This window comes from Nocardia gipuzkoensis (assembly GCF_021183645.1).
Classification (GTDB): Bacteria; Actinomycetota; Actinomycetes; order Mycobacteriales; family Mycobacteriaceae; genus Nocardia; species Nocardia abscessus.
In genome coordinates this window covers 1,785,199-1,804,837 of the sequence record NZ_CP089225.1, presented here as the reverse complement: position 1 = coordinate 1,804,837, position 19,639 = coordinate 1,785,199, and the positions used below count along the sequence as shown (strand labels likewise).

General features: G+C 69.2%; 12 protein-coding genes. 7 read left to right on the top strand and 5 right to left on the bottom strand.

Annotated elements, in window-relative coordinates:
* Window positions 1-31: 31 nt before the first annotated feature.
* Together LTT66_RS08090 and LTT66_RS08085 are read right to left on the bottom strand one after the other, a co-directional pair.
* Window positions 32-1,498: a flavin-containing monooxygenase gene (locus LTT66_RS08090; RefSeq protein ID WP_195104523.1), complete on the bottom strand. Its 1,467-nt coding sequence runs from the start codon at window positions 1,496-1,498 to the stop codon at window positions 32-34.
* An 81-nt stretch (window positions 1,499-1,579) separates the two neighbouring features.
* Window positions 1,580-2,722, bottom strand: coding sequence for an acyl-CoA dehydrogenase family protein (locus LTT66_RS08085; protein ID WP_233065614.1), 1,143 nt, complete (start codon window positions 2,720-2,722; stop codon window positions 1,580-1,582).
* Between the two features lie 571 nt (window positions 2,723-3,293).
* Between LTT66_RS08085 and LTT66_RS08080 the strand changes: the two genes are divergently transcribed.
* The 4 genes from LTT66_RS08080 to LTT66_RS08065 all read left to right on the top strand — a co-directional run bounded on the left by LTT66_RS08080 (window position 3,294) and on the right by LTT66_RS08065 (window position 7,397).
* Window positions 3,294-3,689: an ArsR/SmtB family transcription factor gene (locus tag LTT66_RS08080; protein ID WP_233065612.1), complete on the top strand. Its 396-nt coding sequence runs from the start codon at window positions 3,294-3,296 to the stop codon at window positions 3,687-3,689.
* On the top strand, window positions 3,686-4,717 hold the full coding sequence (locus LTT66_RS08075; RefSeq protein WP_233065610.1) for a cation diffusion facilitator family transporter: 1,032 nt from the start codon (window positions 3,686-3,688) through the stop codon (window positions 4,715-4,717). The genes LTT66_RS08080 and LTT66_RS08075 overlap by 4 nt, the downstream gene beginning before the upstream one ends.
* Window positions 4,718-5,579: 862 nt before the next feature.
* Complete coding sequence (locus LTT66_RS08070) at window positions 5,580-5,726, top strand: hypothetical protein (RefSeq protein WP_233065608.1); 147 nt, start codon at window positions 5,580-5,582, stop codon at window positions 5,724-5,726.
* Window positions 5,727-5,756: 30 nt separating this feature from the next.
* Window positions 5,757-7,397, top strand: coding sequence for a long-chain fatty acid--CoA ligase (locus LTT66_RS08065; protein WP_233065606.1), 1,641 nt, complete (start codon window positions 5,757-5,759; stop codon window positions 7,395-7,397).
* A gap of 15 nt (window positions 7,398-7,412) precedes the next feature.
* Here LTT66_RS08065 and LTT66_RS08060 read toward each other — a convergent pair whose 3' ends face one another.
* From LTT66_RS08060 to LTT66_RS08050, 3 genes are all read right to left on the bottom strand, one after another.
* A complete protein-coding gene (locus LTT66_RS08060) occupies window positions 7,413-7,961 on the bottom strand; it encodes an HD domain-containing protein (RefSeq protein ID WP_233065604.1) in 549 nt (182 codons plus the stop codon).
* Between the two features lie 118 nt (window positions 7,962-8,079).
* Window positions 8,080-8,472: an SCO5389 family protein gene (locus tag LTT66_RS08055; RefSeq protein ID WP_043698802.1), complete on the bottom strand. Its 393-nt coding sequence runs from the start codon at window positions 8,470-8,472 to the stop codon at window positions 8,080-8,082.
* A gap of 61 nt (window positions 8,473-8,533) precedes the next feature.
* Complete coding sequence (locus LTT66_RS08050) at window positions 8,534-9,580, bottom strand: nitronate monooxygenase (RefSeq protein ID WP_233065602.1); 1,047 nt, start codon at window positions 9,578-9,580, stop codon at window positions 8,534-8,536.
* Window positions 9,581-9,781: 201 nt separating this feature from the next.
* Here LTT66_RS08050 and LTT66_RS08045 point away from each other — a divergent pair, with 201 nt between their 5' ends.
* From LTT66_RS08045 to LTT66_RS08035, 3 genes are all read left to right on the top strand, one after another.
* Complete coding sequence (locus LTT66_RS08045) at window positions 9,782-10,666, top strand: M23 family metallopeptidase (RefSeq protein ID WP_228820963.1); 885 nt, start codon at window positions 9,782-9,784, stop codon at window positions 10,664-10,666.
* A 143-nt stretch (window positions 10,667-10,809) separates the two neighbouring features.
* Entirely contained in the window at window positions 10,810-11,793 is a 984-nt protein-coding gene (locus LTT66_RS08040; RefSeq protein ID WP_233065600.1) for a helix-turn-helix domain-containing protein, read from the top strand.
* Window positions 11,794-12,086: 293 nt separating this feature from the next.
* The gene (locus tag LTT66_RS08035; protein ID WP_233065598.1) at window positions 12,087-19,433 is read left to right on the top strand and encodes a non-ribosomal peptide synthetase; all 7,347 of its coding nucleotides are present in this window, start codon (window positions 12,087-12,089) and stop codon (window positions 19,431-19,433) included.
* Window positions 19,434-19,639: the final 206 nt, after the last annotated feature.

Here is a 19,639-nt window from a genome sequence, read left to right as displayed (position 1 = left end):
TCGGCTAGCTGGGGTCTGGCTGGGCGTGCGGTCAGTGTGCGGGCGCTTGGGCTTCCTCGTAGTCGGCGGGGTCGAAAGACCTTGTCTTCCAGCGGTAGAGGACGGTGGCGCCGGGCCAGTTGTTGGTGATCCGGCCGGAGGCGTTGCGGTACCAGCTGGAGCAGAAGTTCCAGGGGGTGTCCTTCAACCGGTTCTGCAGCCAGTCGTCCCAGCGCTGCTCGGTGGCGGCGCGGGCGGCGAGGTAGCGGCCGGGGCGGTCGGTCAGGTACCGCACGACCTGGCGGATGTAGCGGGCCTGGGATTCGAGCATGTAGATGATCGAGCCGGAGCCGACGTTGGTGTTCGGGCCGTACATCATGAACAGGTTCGGGAACTGGGGCACGGAGAGGCCGAGGTAGGCGCGCGCGCCTTCGTCGGCCCACACGTCGGCCAGCTTGCGCCCGCCGAGGCCGTAGATGTTCATCGGCGCGAGGAACTCGGTGCCCTTGAAGCCGGTGCCGTAGATGATGACGTCCACCTCGTGCTCGACGCCGTCGGCGGTGCGGATCCCGGTCGGGGTGATCGCCTCGATGGCGGTGGTCTCCACGGTGACGTTCGGCTGCGCCAGCGCCGGGAAGTACTCGTTGGAGAACAGGCCGCGCTTGCATCCGGCCGCGTAGTCGGGCGTCAGTTTCGCCCGCAATTCGGCGTCGGGGATCTGCTTGGCCCGGTGCCGGTCGGCCAGCGCGATCACCGGCGCCTTGATTCCCGGGATGTCGGTCAGAGCCAGGGCGAGTACCTCGAAGAACGACCAGATGGCGAAGCGCTCGGCGAGGCGGCTGGGCGGGAAGTACTTGAACAGCGCGTGGTGCAGGGGGCTGTACTGGACATCGGCCTTCGGTAGCACCCAGGCCGCGGAGCGCTGGAACAGCGTGAGATGGGCGGCGGCGGGCTGAATGCGCGGGATGTACTGGATCGCGCTGGCTCCGGTGCCGATGCAGGCGATGCGCTTGCCGGTCAGGTCGACGTCGTGGTTCCACTCGGCGGAGTGGAACGCGGGACCGGTGAAGGTGTCGATGCCGGGAATGTTCGGCAACGCGGGGCGCGAGAGCTGGCCGACCGCCGGGATGAGGATGTCCGCGGTCAGTTGCGCACCGTCGGCGGTGCGCACGATCCACTGGCCGGTGCGCTCGTCGAACTCGGCGTCGAGCACCTCGGTGCCGAACCGGATGAAGCGCCGCAGGCCGTGCTTGTCGGCGACGCCCTGCATGTACCCGTGGATGTCGCGCTGTTCGGAGAAACGCCGGGGCCAATCGGATTTCGGCTCGTAGGACCAGGAGTACAGCGGGGAGGGCACGTCACAGGCCGCGCCGGGGTAGGTGTTCTCCCGCCAGACGCCGCCGAGGTCGGTGGCCCGTTCCAGGATGGTGAAGTTGTCCAACCCGGCCCGCCGCAGCTCCAGCGCCATGCCGAGCCCGCCGAATCCGGCTCCGATGATGATGATGGACGGCGTTGTCATGCGTCCAGAGTACGGAAGAGTATCCGCAGGTCCGAAGACATCCGCGGTCACTCAATCGGTATTTTCGGCCACGCGGCGGCGTCAGTTGTCCGCGAGCTGACGCGCGATGACCAAGCGCTGGATCTGATTGGTGCCCTCGAAGATCTGCATCACCTTGGCCTCGCGCATGTAGCGCTCGACCGGGAAATCCTGGGTATAGCCGTAGCCGCCGAAGACCTGGACCGCGTCGGTGGTGACCTTCATGGCGGCGTCGGTGGCGACGAGTTTGGCCACGCTGGCCTGGCGCGAGTACGGCAGCCCCGCGTCGCGGCGGCGGGCGGCGTCGAGGTAGGTGGCGCGCGCGGAGTCGACGGCGGCGGCCATGTCGGCGAGGACGAAACCGAGGCCCTGGTGGTCGATGATGTGGCGGCCGAACGCCTCGCGCTCCTTGGCGTAGGCGACCGCCTCGTCGAGGGCGCGCTGCGCCAGTCCGGTGGCGACCGCGGCGATGCCGAGGCGGCCGGAGTCCAAGGCGCTGAAGGCGATCGAGAGGCCCTGTCCCTCGGCGCCGACACGGCGTTCGGCGGGGAGGAACGCGTCGTCGTAGGTGGCGGTGGTGGTGGGTACGGCGCGCAGGCCCATCTTCTCCTCGGGTTTGCCGAAGCCGAGGCCCTCGGTGTCGCCGGGGACCAGGAAGCAGGAGATGCCGCGGGAGCCTTCGCCGGTGCGGGCGAACAGGGTGTAGAAGTCGGCGCGGCCGCCGTTGGTGATCCAGGCTTTGGCGCCGGTGATCCGGTAGCCGCCCTCGACCGGCGTGGCGCGGCAGCGCAGTGCGGCCGCGTCGGAACCGGCGTGCGGCTCGGACAGGCTGTAGGCGCCGATGGTCTCGCCGGAGAGCATGCCGGACAGCCAGCGCTGCTTCTGCTCCTCGGTGCCGAAGGCGAACAGCGGATGGCAGGACAGGCTGTGCACGCTCACGGCGACGGCCACGGCCGCCCAGCGGGCGGCGAGCTCCTCGAGCACCTGCAGGTACACCTCGTAGGGCTGCGCGCCGCCGCCGAATTCCTCTGGATACGGCAGGCTGAGCAGTCCGGCGGCGCCCAGCGCGGGAAAGACGCCGTCGGGAAAGATTCCGGTCTTCTCGCACTCGGCCACGCGCGGTTCGAGTAGCTTGTCGGCGATGTCGCGGGTCAGCTCCAGCAGATCCCGGGCCTCGGGGGTGGGCAGCATTCGATCCACTGGCATGTCGTCTACTCCGCGGCTCGCTCGAAGGTTCTCGTGATTCACACTAACCGGGCGTCGTCACCGGCTCGTCGGTGCCGGTGGGCGGTCACGCGAACACGGTGGCCGGCGCGCACCGGCGTCGCGATGACCAACCGGTGGACACGGCCGAAGGTCACAGTCTGGACAGGATTGCCGCGCACGCGAGCCGCTCGGTGCACAATGTCCCGACCGTAGCGGCGCGGCACCGTCCGCGAGTGCGCGATCGTGGTTGCCGGGACGCCGGATCCGGCGTGGTGCACGTGCAGCTGTGTGCACAATTGCGCGTGAACTTTCCTGCGGCGCCACAGTGTTCATGCTGGTCGCGGCAGTTCTCTCGGACATGAACCGAAATCGTGCCGATACCTGCGGAATTGGTTTGTCTCATTCGGGTGATATCGGTCCGCTGGGCTGGCGCACTGACGCCACACTCGACTAAGACAAAGACTGTTCGAATTCGGGGTCGACCGGTGTGTCGGCGGCAACGCAGGGGGTGCCGTCGGCACACCGGCCCGGAGCGCTGGTGCGGGGCCTTCGCCTGTTCTAATATCTGCGTATGAATGCAGATAGCCAGGAACTGCGACCGCCGCTCGCGGAGGATCAGGCCGGCCTGGTTGTCGAGGTGTTCCGCATGCTCGCCGACCCCACCCGGGTGCAAGTGCTCTGGGCGCTGGTCGACCGCGAACTGTCGGTCAACGACCTGGCCGGGCAGGTCGGCAAGCCCGCGCCTTCGGTGTCGCAGCATCTGGCCAAACTGCGGATGGCGCGGTTGGTGAACACCCGCCGATCGGGGACGACGATCTTCTATCGCCTGGAGAACGAGCATGTCCGGCAGTTGGTCGTGGACGCGGTGTACAACGCCGAACACGCGGGGCCGGGTGTGCCGGCACATCACCGCGGCGTGGGCGCGGTGCGGGAACTCGCCGGCCGGGACGGGGCGAGTGCGTCATGACCCACCGGCATCATCATCACCATCATCAGCACCAAGCCGGGCACCATCACCGGCATCGGTCGGGGTTGGTCGGTGCACTGCGGGAGGTCTTCGTCCCGCACAGCCACGACGCCGCTGACAGCATGGACGACGCGCTGGAGGCGAGCGCGGTCGGCATCCGGGCGGTCAAGATCAGCCTGGTCGTGCTCGGGTGCACCGCGGCGCTGCAACTGGTGATCGTCGCCGCGTCGGGCTCGGTCGCCCTGGCCGCGGACACCGTGCACAACTTCTCCGACGCGCTGACCGCCGTACCGCTGTGGATCGCGTTCGCCCTCGGACGCAAGGCCGCGACCCGGCGCTACACCTACGGGTTCGGCCGGGCGGAGGACCTGGCCGGCCTTTTCGTCGTCGCGATGATCGCCCTGTCGGCGCTGATCGCCGGATACGAGGCGGCGCGCAGGGTGCTCGATCCGGTGCCGATCGAGCATCTGGGCTGGGTTGCCGCGGCCGGGTTGATCGGGTTCCTGGGCAACGAGACGGTCGCGCTGTACCGGATCCGGGTGGGACGGCGGATCGGCTCGGCGGCACTGGTCGCCGACGGTCTGCATGCGCGCACCGACGGGTTCACCTCGCTGGCCGTTCTGCTCGGTGCCGGTGGGGTAGCGCTGGGTTTCCCGCTCGCCGACCCGATCGTCGGACTGCTGATCACCGTCGCGATTCTCGCGGTGCTGCGGACCGCGGCGCGCGACGTGCTGCGCCGGTTGATGGACGCCGTCGAGCCCGGTCTGGTCACCGCGGCCGAGCGGGCGCTGGCCGCCGAGCCGGGTGTGCAGGGCGTGCGCAGCCTGCGGATGCGCTGGATCGGCCATCGCCTGCACGCCGACGTCGAACTGGATGTGGCCCCGACGATCACCCTCGCGGACGCGCATCGCGTCGCGCACGAGGCCCAGCACACGCTCACCCACGTAATGCCCAAGCTGGACACCGCTGTGGTGCACGCTTATCCGGCGCATACCGAGGCCGCGGTGCCGGGGGCAGTTGGAACCTAGGGCGTCCGTCGCCGAGAGTCGCGATGCTGGGCTGGCTGGAACCCGGGGCACCTGCCATCGAGGGTCGCCGGGGACAGGGGACAACCCAGGACATCCGCTGCCGAAAGTCGGGGCTGGCGGGAAGCCCGGGGCATCTGCCATCGAGAGGCGCGGTGCCGGGGCAGCTGGGACGCGGGGCGTCCGCCACCGAGAGTCGCGATGCCGGGGCTGGCTAGAACCAAGAGCGCCCGCCACCGAGAGTCGTGGGGCCGGGGGCAGTTGGAGCCCAGGGTGTCCGCCATCGAGAGTCGTGGTGCCGGGGATGGGGGAACTCCCGGGGCGTCTGCCACCGAAAGTCATGGTGCCGGAGACAGTTAGAGCCTGCTGCGCCCGTCGCCGAGGACGCGCACCGAGCTGACCAGCGGTAACTGAGGGCGTCCGCCTTCGGATCGGGGCGCGTGGATTCCCCGGTCGGCCTTGCCCGGGGCGGCCTACCGTTGGGTAGCATCGCCGGTGTGATGTGGCTCATGGTCGGTGCGTGCTGAACCATGCTGGTGCGTGTACCGACCCTTGCGATGCTGCCCGACCTGGCCCGACGTAGTCACATCCCGGAGAATCCGAGCGTCGTCGCGTCGACCGCCACGAAGGTGGAACCGGGCGAGGTCGCCGTTGGTCCCTGCTGTGCCGAGCGCATCCGGCAGCGCATGCGACTGCTGTGTCGCAGCGCTGTGCATCCAGCCCTCCACATACCCGTGCCCGATCTGACGCGCGGCATGAACTTCCGCTCCGGGTACGGCCCTATGCCCGGCGGTAGGACGCTCAGGCTGTTCGGCTCCGAAACCCGCCGCGCCTCAGGCCATCTCGGATTCACCCAAAACATGGCGTGGCCTACCCCGAACGCGCGCTGTCGTGCGCAGTGCTCACCAGTGGCGAACCGATTCTGTATCCCCGAGCGACCCGCAGGCTCGGGTCGCTGGACGGGATCGGGTCGGAGACCCCGAAGGTGGCCGAAACCGACTTGGCTTTCTGACGGGAAGTCACCGAAGAAAAAGGAGTTCCGATGTTGAGCACTATGCAGGACGAGCCGTTGTCGCTGGCGACGTTGCTGCGCTACGCATCGACGTTCGCCGGCGATTCGACCGTGTCCACCTGGACCGGGTCCGGCGTGCGCACCATGACCTACCGCGAGGTCGGCGCCGAATCGGCGCGGTTGGCGAACGCGCTGCGCTCGTTGGGTATCGGGGTCGGCGACCGGGTCGGCACGTTCATGTGGAACAACAACGAGCACCTGGTCGCCTACATCGCGGTGCCGGCGATGGGCGCGGTGCTGCACGCGCTGAACATCCGGTTGTTCCCCGAGCAGGTCGTCTACGTGGCGAATCACGCCGAGGACCAGGTGGTGCTGGTGGACGGCACGCTGGTGCCGCTGTTCGGGCAGATCCTGCCGCACCTGACGACCGTCCGCCACGTCATCGTGGTCAATGGCGACGCGGCGACGCTCACCGCGCCCGAGGGCATCCAGGTGCACTCCTACACCGAGTTGCTCGGCGCGCAGCCGGACACCTACGACTTCCCGGTGATCGACGAGCGCTCCGCGGCGGCGATGTGCTACACCTCCGGCACCACCGGCGACCCGAAGGGCGTGGTGTACTCGCACCGCTCGAACTGGCTGCACGCCATGCAGGTCGGCGCGAACAACGGGATGGGACTGCTGGGCACCGACACCATCCTGGCCATCGTCCCGCTGTTCCACGCGAACGCGTGGGGCCTGCCGTACGCGGCGCTGATGTCCGGGTCGAATCTGCTGATGCCGGACCGGTTCTTGCAGCCGGGCCCGCTGCTGGAGTGCATGGCCGCGCAGAAGCCCAGCTTCGCCGCCGCGGTGCCCACCATCTGGGGCGGCGTGCTGGCCGGGCTGGCGGCCAACCCGCAGGACATCACACACCTGCGCGCGGTCGTGGTGGGCGGCTCGGCCGTGCCGCCCTCGATGATGCGCACCTTCGAGGACAAGCACGGCGTGCGGGTGCTGCACGCGTGGGGCATGACCGAGACCTCGCCGCTGGGCAGCGTCGCGCATCCGCCCGCCACCGCGCTCACCGACGAGGACAAGTGGGCCTACCGGGTGACCCAGGGCCGCTTCCCGGCCGGTGTCCAGGCGCGCCTGGTCGCCGACGACGGCAGCGTCGTCGCCAACGACGGAGTGTCGCTGGGCGAGCTGGAAGTGCGCGGTCCGTGGATCACCGGCTCCTATTACTCGCCGGACGGCACGGCGGTCGATCCGGAGAAGTTCGACGACGGCTGGCTGCGTACCGGCGACGTGGGCAAGATCAGCCAGGACGGCTACCTCACTCTGGTGGACCGTTCCAAGGACGTGATCAAGTCCGGCGGTGAGTGGATCTCGTCGGTGGATCTGGAGAACGCCGTGATCGGGCACCCCGCGGTCGCCGAGGCCGCCGTGATCGGCGTGCCGGACGAGAAGTGGGACGAGCGCCCGCTGGTGGCGATCGTGCTCGCCGAGGGCGCCGAGGTGAAGCCCGAGGAGTTGCGCGAGTTCCTGGCCGACAAGTTCGCGAAATGGCAGCTGCCCGAACGCTGGACGTTCATCGCCGAGGTCCCCAAGACCAGCGTGGGCAAGTTCGACAAGAAGCGGCTGCGCAGCCAGTACGCCGACGGCGACCTGGAGGTCACCACGCTCGGCTGAACCCGGCCGCCCGCGTCACCACTTCAGCATCGGCAGTGGTGACGCGGGGTGGGTCCGCAACCGCCGCGCGGCCAGCTGCACGAGTCTGCGGTGGAAGCCGTGGTGCGGATACCGCTTCGCCAGCTCGCGGTAGGTTCCGCGGGAGATACCGAACCGGCCGAGCAGGCCGAGTTCGACGTCGATCGCGTCGGCGCGCCGGAAGATCTCCACCGGATCGTGCGGCGGGCCCGCCGGGCGGACTCTGTGGTGCTGGTCGATCATCGACACCACCAGCTCGGTCAGGTCGTCGCGGTCGATGCTCGCCAGCCAGGCCCGCGCCTGGTCGCAGGAGGGGGCGAGGTAGTCGAAGCTGCCCGCCGACCAGATGCCGATGTCGTGCAGGGTGGCCGCGGTCAGGAACTCCTCCCGGGCGCTCGGCCGGGGTTGCTGGTCGGCGGCCAGCAGGTCGCACAGCGTCAGGACGCGCAGCACGTGATTGGTGTAGGCGACGCGGTCGGGCCCGAGCTGCTGCTGCCACGGTGCGAGCCGGACTTCGACCTCATCGCGAAGATCGTTGCTGCTCATGGCGGTTCACCCTACGTGAACGGCAGCGTCGCGGCCGGTGGCGACGCGCGGCCGCATGCACGAAAAACCCGGCGCGGGCCGAAACGGTTTGCCGCGCCGGGTTATCAGCTCGTGCTGCTCAGCAGTTGCGCAGTTCCGGGTTCTGGTTGAGCAGCTGGGCCCGGGTGCCGATGAAGGTGGTGTAGGTCTCGCCGCCGACCGCGGAGAGCGGGAAAGCGGCGACCCGGTGGCAGTTCTGGAAGGCGAGTTTCACGCCGAAGTGCCGCTCCAGCCCACCGCGAATGGCGTCGGAGGCCATGGCGCGCAGCAGTTGTCCGCGGGCCACCTCGTCCGGCGGTGCGATGGTGTTGTCGGCGTATTCCTCGGTGCCGGAACGCAGTTCACCGGCGACCCGACTCACGACTTCCCACGCGTAGGGCAGCGAGGTGCGGACGACCTCGACGAAGTCGGCGTCATCGACCTCGCCGCGCTCGGCGCGTTCGAGTAGTGCGGTGGGGACATCAAGGGACATGGCGCTCTCCTCCAGTGCTGGACGTCGTGCGATGCCATTCGAGTCTAAACGAAACTCGTTGTCAACAATGCTGGATTCGGCGCGAAAGAGCTGTCTCCAGTGCGGTTTTCGTGGCCGCGGCCAACGTCGCGACCAGTTCGCCCGCGGGTAGCTCCGGTGCCAGCGCGTGTGTCTGACCCGCCCAGAGGTTGACCTCATCGGAGTTGCCCGCCGCTCGTGCTGCGGCCCGCAGCGGGGCGGTGGCGTAGTGGATCTCCGGGTATCCCGCCGGTGCGGTCGCGGTGTGCTCCAGCAGGAATCGGTTGCGCAGCCCGCGCGCCCGGCGTCCGGTGAACGCGCGCGTGAGCATGGTGGGAGTGTCCGCGGCCACGGCGGCGCGGTGCACCTGGTTGGTGCCCGCCTCGGGGCAGCGCAGGAAAACGGTGCCCAGTTGCGCCGCGGTGGCGCCCGCCGCGAGCGCCGCGGCGATGCCCGGGCCCGTCGCCAGGCCGCCGGTGGCCACCAAGGGCAGGTCGGTGGCGGCGGTGAGCAGTTGCAGCAGCGCCAACAGGCCGAGCGGGTCGGTCGCGTCGTCGTCCGGGCGGTCCACGAACGTCGCGCGGTGCCCGCCCGCCTCGGCGCCCTGGGCGATGAGCACGTCGGCGCCCGCGTCGACCGCGATGCGGGCCTCGGCGACCGACGTGACCGTCACCCACACTTCCGAGCCCGCGGCACGCAGCCGCGCGACTTCGGTGGCGCTGGGGCAGCCGAAGGTGAACGACACGGCCGCGACCGGGTCGGCGACGAGGAGATCGAGCTTGGCGTCCCAGTCGTCGGTGTCGAATCGCGGCTCCCCGAGTTCGTGATCGGCGCGGAGTTCGGCGAGATAGTCCGCCAAGTCGGCGGCGGGCGTCGCGGGGCCGGGCACGAACAGGTTCACGCCGAACGGTTTGCCGCTGGCGGCGCGGGTCGCGGCGATGCGCGCCGCGGTGTCGGCGGCGCTCAGATAACCGGCGGCCAGCTGTCCGAAACCGCCCGCCTCGGCCACCGCGGCGGTCAGTGCGGGAGTGGATGGGCCGCCCGCCATCGGGGCCAGCACGATCGGAACGTCCAAGTGGTCGAGGATCACGGATCAAGTCTCGCTCATCTGGACATGTGACCCGAGCCTCACCAGCGTTTTTCCGCTGGAAGGTTGCGGAATGGTCACGACGAGGTAGAGTTCCCGTCACGACGGATGCCAAACCGTTATCGCCCGACTTCATCGGATCGTTATCGAACCGGTGGGACGGGCAGGCATCCCGGACCCTGTTCTACGACCGAGGACTCAGCTTTGTCGCAGCACCGTGTAGGCCCCAGTTCCATTACCGTCCAGAGCCTCCTCGGCGAGGGCGGCGAGGCGGGCCGTCCGAAGCGGCACCGCGCCGAGCCGTCCGCCACCGAGCGGGTGAAAGCCGCCGCGACCGCCGCCGTCGCCGCGGGCGCCCTCATCGGCGCCGCCAGCCAGGCCGCTCCGGCGCTCGCCTACGCGTCGCCGCTGCTGCCCGGTTCACACGATAGCGACGAGGACGAGCAGGCCGCGCCCACCGTCGTGAAGGGCTCGAGCATCCTGCCGGTCGCCGAGGCGAAGGCCGCCGCCGAGCCGGTCGCCGAGGTCGCGCCCGAGCCCGCCGCGGTCGCGGGTCAGATCGCGGCCCCGGTCGCCGCCCCGTTCGGTATTCCCAATCTTCCTCCGGAGATCGCCGGCCCCTTGGCCCAGGCCGAGGAGGTCCTCAAGGGTGTGCAGCAGCAGGTGGCGCCGGCACCCCAGGCGTCCGCGGTGCGCCCGGTGGCCGGTGCGGTCAGCTCCGGCTTCGGCAGCCGCTGGGGCGCCATGCACTACGGCATCGACTTCGCCGACGCGCTCGGTGCGCCGATCCACTCGGTCAGCAACGGCACGGTGATCGAGGCGGGGCCCGCCTCCGGTTTCGGCCTGTGGGTGCGCGTGCTGCAGGACGACGGCACCACCGCGGTCTACGGACACGTGAACGAGATGTTCGTGCACGCGGGTCAGCGGGTGAACGCGGGCGACGTGATCGCCACCGTCGGCAACCGGGGGCAGTCCACCGGTCCGCACCTGCACCTGGAGATCTGGGATCAGGCAGGCACCAAGATCGACCCGATGCCGTATCTGGCCGCCAAGGGCGTGCCTTTGGGCTGGGGCCCGTCCGCGCACTGACTTTTCCTGTCCGGCTTGATATTCCGACGAGCGCTCGGTTGCGCACAGTGGAGCTTCCCGCGTCCCGATCGCGGAGGAAGCGGATCGCGTGCGCGTCTCGTAGAGCGGCCACGCGGACACCGGTCGGTCGCTAGGCTCGGGCCGTGATCGAGCTGGGCGACATCTTCGAGCCTGGGTCACCGCACGGCCGCGTCTACGCCGTGCTGGTGCACCACCCCCGGTCGAGTCTCGCCGATATCGCGCAGTACCTGGGCGTTTCGGAAGACCTCGCGGCGGACTCGTTGGATGTGTTGTGTGAATTGCGTGCCGCGGTCCGCATCGAGTCGCCGGACGGCGAATCGCTGTGGGACGCGCACGCACCGGAATCGTTGTCCGAAGCCGAGGCGCGGCGCAGACAACAGGAGATCAACCAGATGCACGCTGCCGCCGCGCGGCTGAGCGAGACGTTCCGCTCGGTGCGGCGCTCGCCCCGCGGTAACGGCGCGGTGGTGCCGGTGTACGAGCGGTTGGAGATGCTCGCGGATTTCGAGGAGATGCAGACCGCCGCGCGCAGCTGCGTCAAGCTGGTCGAGCGCGGCCCCTATCTCAGCGATCCGGAGCGCGAGCGCCAGTTGTTCGAACTCAAACGGGCCAGGCTCGGCGAAGGCATCCGCTACCAGACCCTGTACCAGGACACCGTCTACCAGGATTCCGAGCGCCTGCGCCACGCCCTGTCCACCAACGCCAGCGGTGCGCAGGCCAGAACGCTGCCGGAGCCGCCGTTCAAATTGATCATCAGCGACGACGAGCGGGCCAGCTTGGTGCTGCACGCCGACGAGCGCAGGCCCGACCCGATGGGGCTGCGCATCACCGGCTCGCCCACGCTCGAGCTGTTGATCAAGACCTTCGACGTCTTGTGGGCGATGGCCGCGCCCATCTCGGTGAATCCGGCCGCGGAGGCGCTGGACGAACGCGACCGCGCGATCCTGACCCTGATGGGACTCGGCGCGACCGACGACACCATCGCGCGCCGGCTGGGGATGTCCCGGCGCACCGTGGTCCGCCGGACCGCCCGGCTGCTGGAGCGTCTCGGCGCGAGCACGAGATTCCAGGCGGGGGTGCAAGCCACCCGGCGCGGATGGTTGTGAACATGTTCACCGATCCGGGTAACCGTGCAACATGACCGGCCCCGCGCCGATATAACGGCAGGCGATCAGGCAAGACACCGATTTCAGGGGGAGTGGGCGGTGTCCGACGAGAGGACAGCACGGAAGTAGGGGGCGCGGACCGCAGTGGCGGCAGCCGCGGCAATCCAATACAGCGCGCGGGTTCAGTGGTCAGTCCCTTATATGATTGCCCGGTCCGCGCTGGCCCCGGATATCAAGCCCTGAGCAGGGTAGGGCCCGGGTCCTGGCTCGATGCGAGAGGTGAATGCACTCGAATGGAAACCGCCCGTCGTTCCGCTCGCGGTAGCCGTCGCCGCAGGTCGGGCAGTCCGCTCTTCGCGCAGCTGCTCACCGCCGCCGTCGAGTCCGCCGCCACCGAGGTCGCGATCCGGTTCAACCCGACGGGAGATCCGGCGGACGACCGGGAGCTCACCTACGCCGAGCTGGACGCGGCGTCCTCCCGGCTGGCCAGGGAACTGATCGAACGCCGGGTCGGTCCCGGCGACGTGGTAGCCATCGGAATCTCGCGCAGCGTGGAGTCGGTGCTCGCGGTCTGGGCCATCGCCAAGACGGGCGCGGCCTACGTGCCGGTGGACCCGACCTATCCCACCGACCGCATCAATCACATCGTCGCCGACTCCGGCGCCACGGTCGGCCTGACCACCTCGGCGCACCGCGCGGTGCTCGGCACCGGCGTGTATTGGATCGAGCTGGACGACCCGGTGCAGTCCGCGCGCATCGCCGCGCGCCCGGAGCATCCCATCTCCTACACCGACCGGGTCCGCCCGTTGGACGAGCGGCACCCGGCCTACGTCATCTACACCTCCGGCTCGACCGGCAAGCCCAAGGGCGTCGTCGTCACGCACAGCGGCCTGGCCGGGCTGGTGACCGCGGAACGTGAGCACTACGGGGTGACCGAAGAGTCGCGCGTGCTGCACGTCTGCTCGCCGAACTTCGATGTCTCGGTGCTCGAACTGCTGCTGGCCTTCTCCTCCGGAGCGACGCTGGTGATCGCGCCGCCGACCGTCTTCGGCGGTTTCGAGCTGGCGGATCTGCTGCGGCGCGAGCGCGTCACGCACATGCTCATCACGCCGGGCGCGCTGGAATCGGTGGATCCGGCGGGTCTGGAGGATTTGCAGGCCGTCGTGGTGGCCGGTGACAAGTTCGGTCCGGAACTCCTCGGCCGCTGGGCAGACGAGCACGAGTTCTACAACGGCTACGGGCCCACCGAAGCGACGATCCTCGCCACGAGCACGCCGCCGATGACGCCGGACGAGCCCATCACGATCGGCACGGCCATCCCGGGAGTCGGCGCGTTCGTGCTGGACTCGCGGCTGCGACCGGTGCCTGCCGGGGTGGTCGGCGAACTCTATCTATCCGGTCCCGCGCTGGCGCAGGGCTATCTGAACCGGCCGGGCCTGACCGCCGAGCGGTTCGTCGCCAGCCCCTTCGGCGCCGACACCGGCAACCCGGGCGCGCGGCTCTACCGCACCGGTGACCTGGTGCGCCGCACCGAGTCCGCAGGCCAGGACGGCGGGGTCATCGAATATCTGGGGCGCTCGGACTTCCAGGTGAAGATCCGCGGTTTCCGCATCGAACTGGGCGAGATCGACAACGCGCTCACCAGCCACCCGGACATCGACTTCGCGGCCACCCTCGGCAAGACGCTGCCGTCGGGTGCGACCGCACTGGTGGCCTACGTGCTGCCGCGGCCGGGAGCCGACGTGGACACCGGCGTGCTCGCCGAGTACCTCGGCGAATCGTTGCCCGCGTACATGATCCCGGCGTCGATCATGACGTTGGAGTCGATTCCGTTGACGCCGGTGGGCAAGCTGGATCGTGCGGCGTTGCCGGAGCCGGTGTTCGCCGCGCGGGCGTTTCGTGCGCCGTCGACGCCGGTGGAGGAGATCGTCGCGGAGGTGTTCGCGGGGTTGCTGGTGCCCGAGGAGGACGGGCGCGTGGGCGCGGACGACGATTTCTTCGAACTCGGCGGGAATTCGTTGTTGGCGGCGCAGGCGGCGGCGCGGGTCGGCGCGGCATTGGGTGTGCGGGTGCCGGTGCAGTTGCTGTTCGAGGCGACCACGGTCGCGGCGCTGGCTGCTCGGGTGGAGCAGCATGCGGGGTCGGCGGCGGGCCGGGCGTTGGTGGCGCAGCCGCGTCCGGAGCGGGTGCCGTTGTCGTATGCGCAGCAGCGGATGTGGTTTTTGAACCGGTTCGATCCCGCAAGTGCGGTGAACAATATCCCGGTCGCGGTGCGGTTGTCGGGGCAGTTGGATGTGGCGGCGTTGCGGGCGGCGGTGCGGGATCTGGCCGAGCGGCACGAGGTGCTGCGCACGGTGTATCCGGATGTGGACGGTGTGGGTTATCAGGTGGTGTTGCCGGTGGGGGATGCGCGGGCGGTGCCGGATGTGATGGTGCGCCGCGCGGGTGAGTCGGAGGTGGCGGCGTTGGTGGCCGCGGCGGTGGGGGAGGGTTTCGATGTGACGGCGGCGCCCCCGGTGCGGGTGCGGTTGATCGAGTTGAGCGATGTCGAGCATGTGCTGGTATGCGTGGTGCATCACATCGCCGGTGATGGTTTTTCGATGGGTCCGTTGACGCGGGATCTGATGAGTGCGTATGTGCAGCGCACCCGTGGTGCGGGCCCGGGGTGGGCGCCGTTGGAGGTGCAGTACGCGGATTTCGCGCTGTGGCAGCGGGAGATCCTGGGCGACGAGGACGACCCGGAGTCCGTGCTCGCGCAGCAGATCGCGTTCTGGCGTAGCGGATTGGCCGGGCTTCCCGAGCAGTTGGAGTTGCCGGCGGATCGGGCGCGTCCGGCGGTGGCGTCGCATCGGGGTGCGACGTTGGCGTTCGAGGTCGATGCGCGGGTGCACGCGGGGTTGGTGCGGGTAGCGCACGCGCACAATGCGACGTTGTTCATGGTGGTGCACGCGGCATTGGCGGTGCTGCTGGCGCGGTTGTCCGGGAGCCGGGATATCGCGGTGGGAACGCCGGTAGCCGGGCGGGGTGAGGCAGAACTCGATGAGCTGGTCGGCATGTTCGTCAACACGCTGGTGTTGCGGACCGAGATCGATCCTGGGGTGGGCTTCGACCGGTTGCTGGGGCGGGTGCGGTCGGTGGATGTGGAGGCGTTCGGGCACGCCGATGTGCCGTTCGAGCGGTTGGTGGAGTTGCTGGATCCGGTGCGGTCGCCGGCGCGGCATCCGTTGTTCCAAGTGATGTTGACCTTCCAGAACTTGGCGCGTACCGAATTGGAGTTGCCGGGGCTGTCGGTGTCGGCGGTGGATCTGGCGGTGCCGCTGGCGAAGTTCGACCTGCAGGTGGCGGTGGCCGAGGACATCGATCGGCAGGGGCAGCCGCGGGGGTTTTCGGCGGCGTTCACCTATGCGACGGATTTGTTCGATCCGGCGACGATGCAGGATTTCGCGGATCGGTTCACCCGAATCCTGGCCGCGGTCGCGGCGGACGCGTCGGTGGTGGTCGGGGATATCGATGTGCTGGCCGCGGGTGAGCGGGAGCTGGTGCTGCACGAGTGGTCCACCCCGGGTGCGATCGTGCCGGAGGTGACGTTGGTCGAGGTCATCGCCGCACAAGCTCGTTCCCGTCCGGACGCGGTAGCGATCCGCTACGCCGATACCACCCTGACCTTCGGTGAGTTGCATCGGCGCGCCAATCAGGTGGCGCGGGCGTTGATCGCCCAGGGTGCGGGTCCGGAATCCTTGGTGGCCGTGGCGGTGCCGCGCACCGAGGAACTGCCCGTCGCCCTGTTGGGTGTGTTGACCGCGGGTGCGGCGTATCTGCCGATCGACACCACTTATCCGGTGCAGCGGCTGGAGTTCATGCTCGAAGACGCCGCCCCGGTTGCCATCCTGACCACCGCCACCGAGCGGGAGTCGCTACCCGTGGGCAATATCCCGGTGCTCCTGCTGGAGGAGACCACCGGCTACGACGACGCACGAGTCCGCAACCGCGAGCGCCTGACGCCGCTGCGTCCGGACCACCTGGCGTATGTCATCTACACCTCCGGTTCCACGGGTGTGCCCAAGGGCGTCGGTGTCGCGCACCGCAATGTGGTGGAGTTGTTCGCCAACACCCAGTCGCTGTTCGAGTTCGACGACACCGATGTGTGGACGTTGTTCCATTCCTTCGCGTTCGATTTCTCGGTGTGGGAACTGTGGTGCGCGCTGGCCAACGGCGGCACCGTGGTCGTGGTCGACTACCTGACTTCCCGCTCGCCGGAGCAGTTCCGTGAACTGCTGATCCGCGAGCAGGTCACCGTGCTGAATCAGACCCCTTCGGCGTTCTACCAGCTCGCCGAGGCCGACCGCGCGGCGCACCATGACGAGGGCAAGTTCGCGCTGCGCTACATCGTGTTCGGCGGTGAGGCGCTGGATCTGCGCCAGTTGCGGCGCTGGTATGAGCGCCACCCGGTCGACGCGCCGTGGCTGGTGAACATGTACGGCATCACCGAGACCACGGTGCATGTGTCGTTCCTGTCGCTGGACGAGCAGATGGCCGACAACCCGGCCAGCGTGATCGGGCGCGCGCTGCCCGGCTTGGACGCCTACGTGCTCGACGACCGGCTGCATCCGGCGCCGGTCGGGGTGGCCGGAGAGATTCATGTCGCGGGCGCCCAGCTCTCCCGCGGCTACCTGGGCCGTCCGGGGTTGACGGCGACGCGTTTCGTGGCGAACCCGTTCGGTGCGCCGGGGTCGCGGATGTACCGCAGTGGCGATATCGGCCGGTGGGTCGGTTTCGGCGGTCAGGCCACCCTCGAGTACGCCGGGCGTGGTGATCAGCAGGTGCAGTTGCGGGGGTTCCGGATCGAGCTCGGCGAGATCGAAGCGGCGCTGCTGCGGTGTCCGGGGGTCGGTCAGGCGGTGGTGCTGGTGCGTGCCGACGAGCACGCCGGGGACCGTTTGATCGGGTATGTGGTGGCGGATGCGGGTGCGAGCGTGGATGCGTCGGTGCTGCGCACCCAGGTCTCGGAATTCCTCACCGGCTACATGGTGCCGGACGCGGTGGTGGTGCTGGAGGCGCTGCCGTTGACACCGAACGGGAAACTCGACCGCCGCGCGCTGCCGGCGCCGGAGTTTGTGTCCGCGGTCGCGTTCCGGGCGCCGAGTTCACCGGTGGAGCAGGCGGTAGCCGACGTGTTCGCCGGCCTGCTCGGTGCCACCGACATCGGCCTCGACGACGACTTCTTCGCGTTGGGCGGGAACTCGCTGCTGGCCACCCGGGTGGTCGCGCGGATCAACGAAGCCCTGGATGCGGATCTGGCCGTGCGGGAATTGTTCGCCGCCCCGACCGTGGCCGCGCTGGCCGCCCGCGTGGTACCCGGCGCCGGCGGCGGCCGCCGCCCGCTGCTGGAACGCGCCGAACGCGCCGAACCGATCCCGCTGTCGCTGGCCCAGCAACGCATGTGGGTGCTCAACCAATTCGACCCCACCTCTCCCGCCTACAACATCCCCATGGCGATCCGGTTGAGCGGCGCCCTGGACGTCTCCGCACTGCGCTACGCGCTGGCCGACGTCCTCGAACGCCACGAATCGCTACGCACCCGCTACCCCGCCGGCGGACCCGGCGGGCTACCGTTCCAAGAAATCCTCACCGTCGCCCAAGCCATGCCCGCCGGACTGGAAGTCACCGTCACCGACGACCCGATCACCCAGATCACCGACCTGATGTCCACCGGGTTCGACGTCACCGAACACGTCCCGGTGCGAGCGCTGCTGCTGGAAACCAGCCCCGAAGAACACCTCCTCGCGGTGGTCGCCCACCACATCGCCGCCGACGGCGCCTCCATGGCACCCCTGGCCCGCGACCTGGTCACCGCCTACCTCGCCCGCATCGGCGGCAACTCCCCCCGCTGGGCACCCCTGGAAGTGCAATACGCCGACTACGCCATCTGGCAACGCCGAGTGATCGGCACCGACGACGACCCCACCTCCGTCGCCGCCCGCCAACTCGCCTACTGGCGCGACCAACTCCACGGACTGTCCGGCGAACTGGAACTACCCCTCGACCGCCCCCGACCCCCCGTGGCCAGCATGCGCGGCGCCAACACCGGCTTCGCGGTCTCCCCCGACATCCACCACGCCCTCAACACCCTCGCCCGCGAACACAACTGCACCCTGTTCATGGTCGTCCACGCCGCCCTGGCAGCACTCCTGGCACGACTGACCGGCGAGACCGACATCGCGATCGGCACCCCCATCGCCGGACGCGGCGAACGCGCCCTCGACGACCTGGTCGGCATGTTCGTCAACACCCTCACCCTGCGCACCCACGTCGAAACCGCACTGCCGTTCACCGCCCTGGTCGACCGCGCCCGCGAAACCGACCTCGCCGCCTTCGCCAACGCCGACATCCCCTTCGAACGCGTCGTGGAAGTCCTCACCCCCACCCGCGCCACCACCCACAACCCCCTGTTCGGGGTCGTACTGTCCTTCCAGAACAACGAACAACCCACCCTGCAACTGCCCGGCCTCACCATCACCACCCTCGACACCGGAACCGTCGCCGCCAAATTCGACCTCCAAGTCAACATCCACCCCCACCACCACCCCGACGGCACCCCCGGCGAACTCGACACCATCCTCACCTACGCCACCGACCTCTTCGACGAACCCACCATCCACACCCTCGGCCACCGCCTCCAACAAATCCTCACCACCATCGCCACCAACCCCCACACCCTCATCGGCGACATCGACATCCTCGACCAAGCCGAGCGAGAGCGGATGGCGGCCGCGTCCGAGCCGGTGAGCGTCGAAGCGCCCGCGGCGACCGCGGGCACGGCGCTGACCCAGGTGCTGGCGGCCGCGGTCGAAGACGATCCGGATGGACCCGCCGTGGTCTTCGGTGAAAACGCGCTGTCCTACCAGGATCTCGATGCCCGCTCGTCGCGGTTGGCGCGGGTGCTCATCGCGCGCGGCTGCGGACCCGGCGCGGGCGTGGCGGTACGGCTGGACCGCGGGATCGAGGCCGTCGTCGCCACCTGGGCCGTCCTCAAAGCAGGCGCCGCGGTGGTGCCGGTCGACGCACTCGACGCGGCACTGCCGGACGACCTGGAGATCAAGGTCGGCGTGACGGTCGGTGATTCGCGCTCGATCGGCGCGGTCGACTGGCTGGCACTCGACGACGCCACTGTGGTAGCCGAGATCGCCGCCGAATCACCGCGCCCGGTCACCTACGCCCACCGCACCCGTGCGTTGCGCGGCAGCGACCCGGCGTTCGTCGGCGCGCAGGTGTTCAGTTACGACGACCTGGCCACGGCGGCCGGACGGCTGCGCGCACGCACCCAGCTGACCTTCGAGTCGCGCACCTTCCAGCACGGCAGCCCGCAGTCACCGGCCGCTGTGGTCGAAGTGGTCGCCGCCGGATCGGTGGGCGCGTCGGTGGTGCTGGTCGACGCGGACGGCGAGCTGACCGAGTCGCTCGCCGACGAGTGGGTAACCCATCTGGTGACGGATCGGATCGGGCTGGACACGCTCGACCCGACGGGGATGGAGGATTTGCACGCGGTGGTGCTCGACAATGGAGTCGGCGCGGTGCCCGCGGGACCCTGGACGAATGTGGCTACGATCGTCGAACTCACCGAGTTGTTCGCCACCGAGTGAGGGCGATTCGCGGTCGGACGCAAGCCGCCGGGTGTGTGACCATGCACACACCCGGTTGGTTTGCTGTATCAGGGCGTCCGCTGGAAATGTGTCATGGACGTGTTCTAACAGGCAGGATGTGCAGAGTTTTCATGTTTCGCTTGTCGGGGAATAGTCTGCCGGCTCTTGGATGGGGGACCAGGAAGCACGAAGCGACCAGGGAACGC

What these genes read in the sequence shown, in the direction of transcription:
- LTT66_RS08085 (WP_233065614.1), bottom strand. Translation starts at nt 2,722, where the DNA reads ATGCCAGTGGATCGAATGCTGCCCACCCCCGAGGCCCGGGATCTGCTG.
- LTT66_RS08075 (WP_233065610.1), top strand. Translation starts at nt 3,686, where the DNA reads ATGACCCACCGGCATCATCATCACCATCATCAGCACCAAGCCGGGCAC.
- LTT66_RS08090 (WP_195104523.1), bottom strand. Translation starts at nt 1,498, where the DNA reads ATGACAACGCCGTCCATCATCATCATCGGAGCCGGATTCGGCGGGCTC.
- LTT66_RS08080 (WP_233065612.1), top strand. Translation starts at nt 3,294, where the DNA reads ATGAATGCAGATAGCCAGGAACTGCGACCGCCGCTCGCGGAGGATCAG.
- LTT66_RS08065 (WP_233065606.1), top strand. Translation starts at nt 5,757, where the DNA reads ATGTTGAGCACTATGCAGGACGAGCCGTTGTCGCTGGCGACGTTGCTG.
- LTT66_RS08055 (WP_043698802.1), bottom strand. Translation starts at nt 8,472, where the DNA reads ATGTCCCTTGATGTCCCCACCGCACTACTCGAACGCGCCGAGCGCGGC.
- LTT66_RS08035 (WP_233065598.1), top strand. Translation starts at nt 12,087, where the DNA reads ATGGAAACCGCCCGTCGTTCCGCTCGCGGTAGCCGTCGCCGCAGGTCG.
- LTT66_RS08060 (WP_233065604.1), bottom strand. Translation starts at nt 7,961, where the DNA reads ATGAGCAGCAACGATCTTCGCGATGAGGTCGAAGTCCGGCTCGCACCG.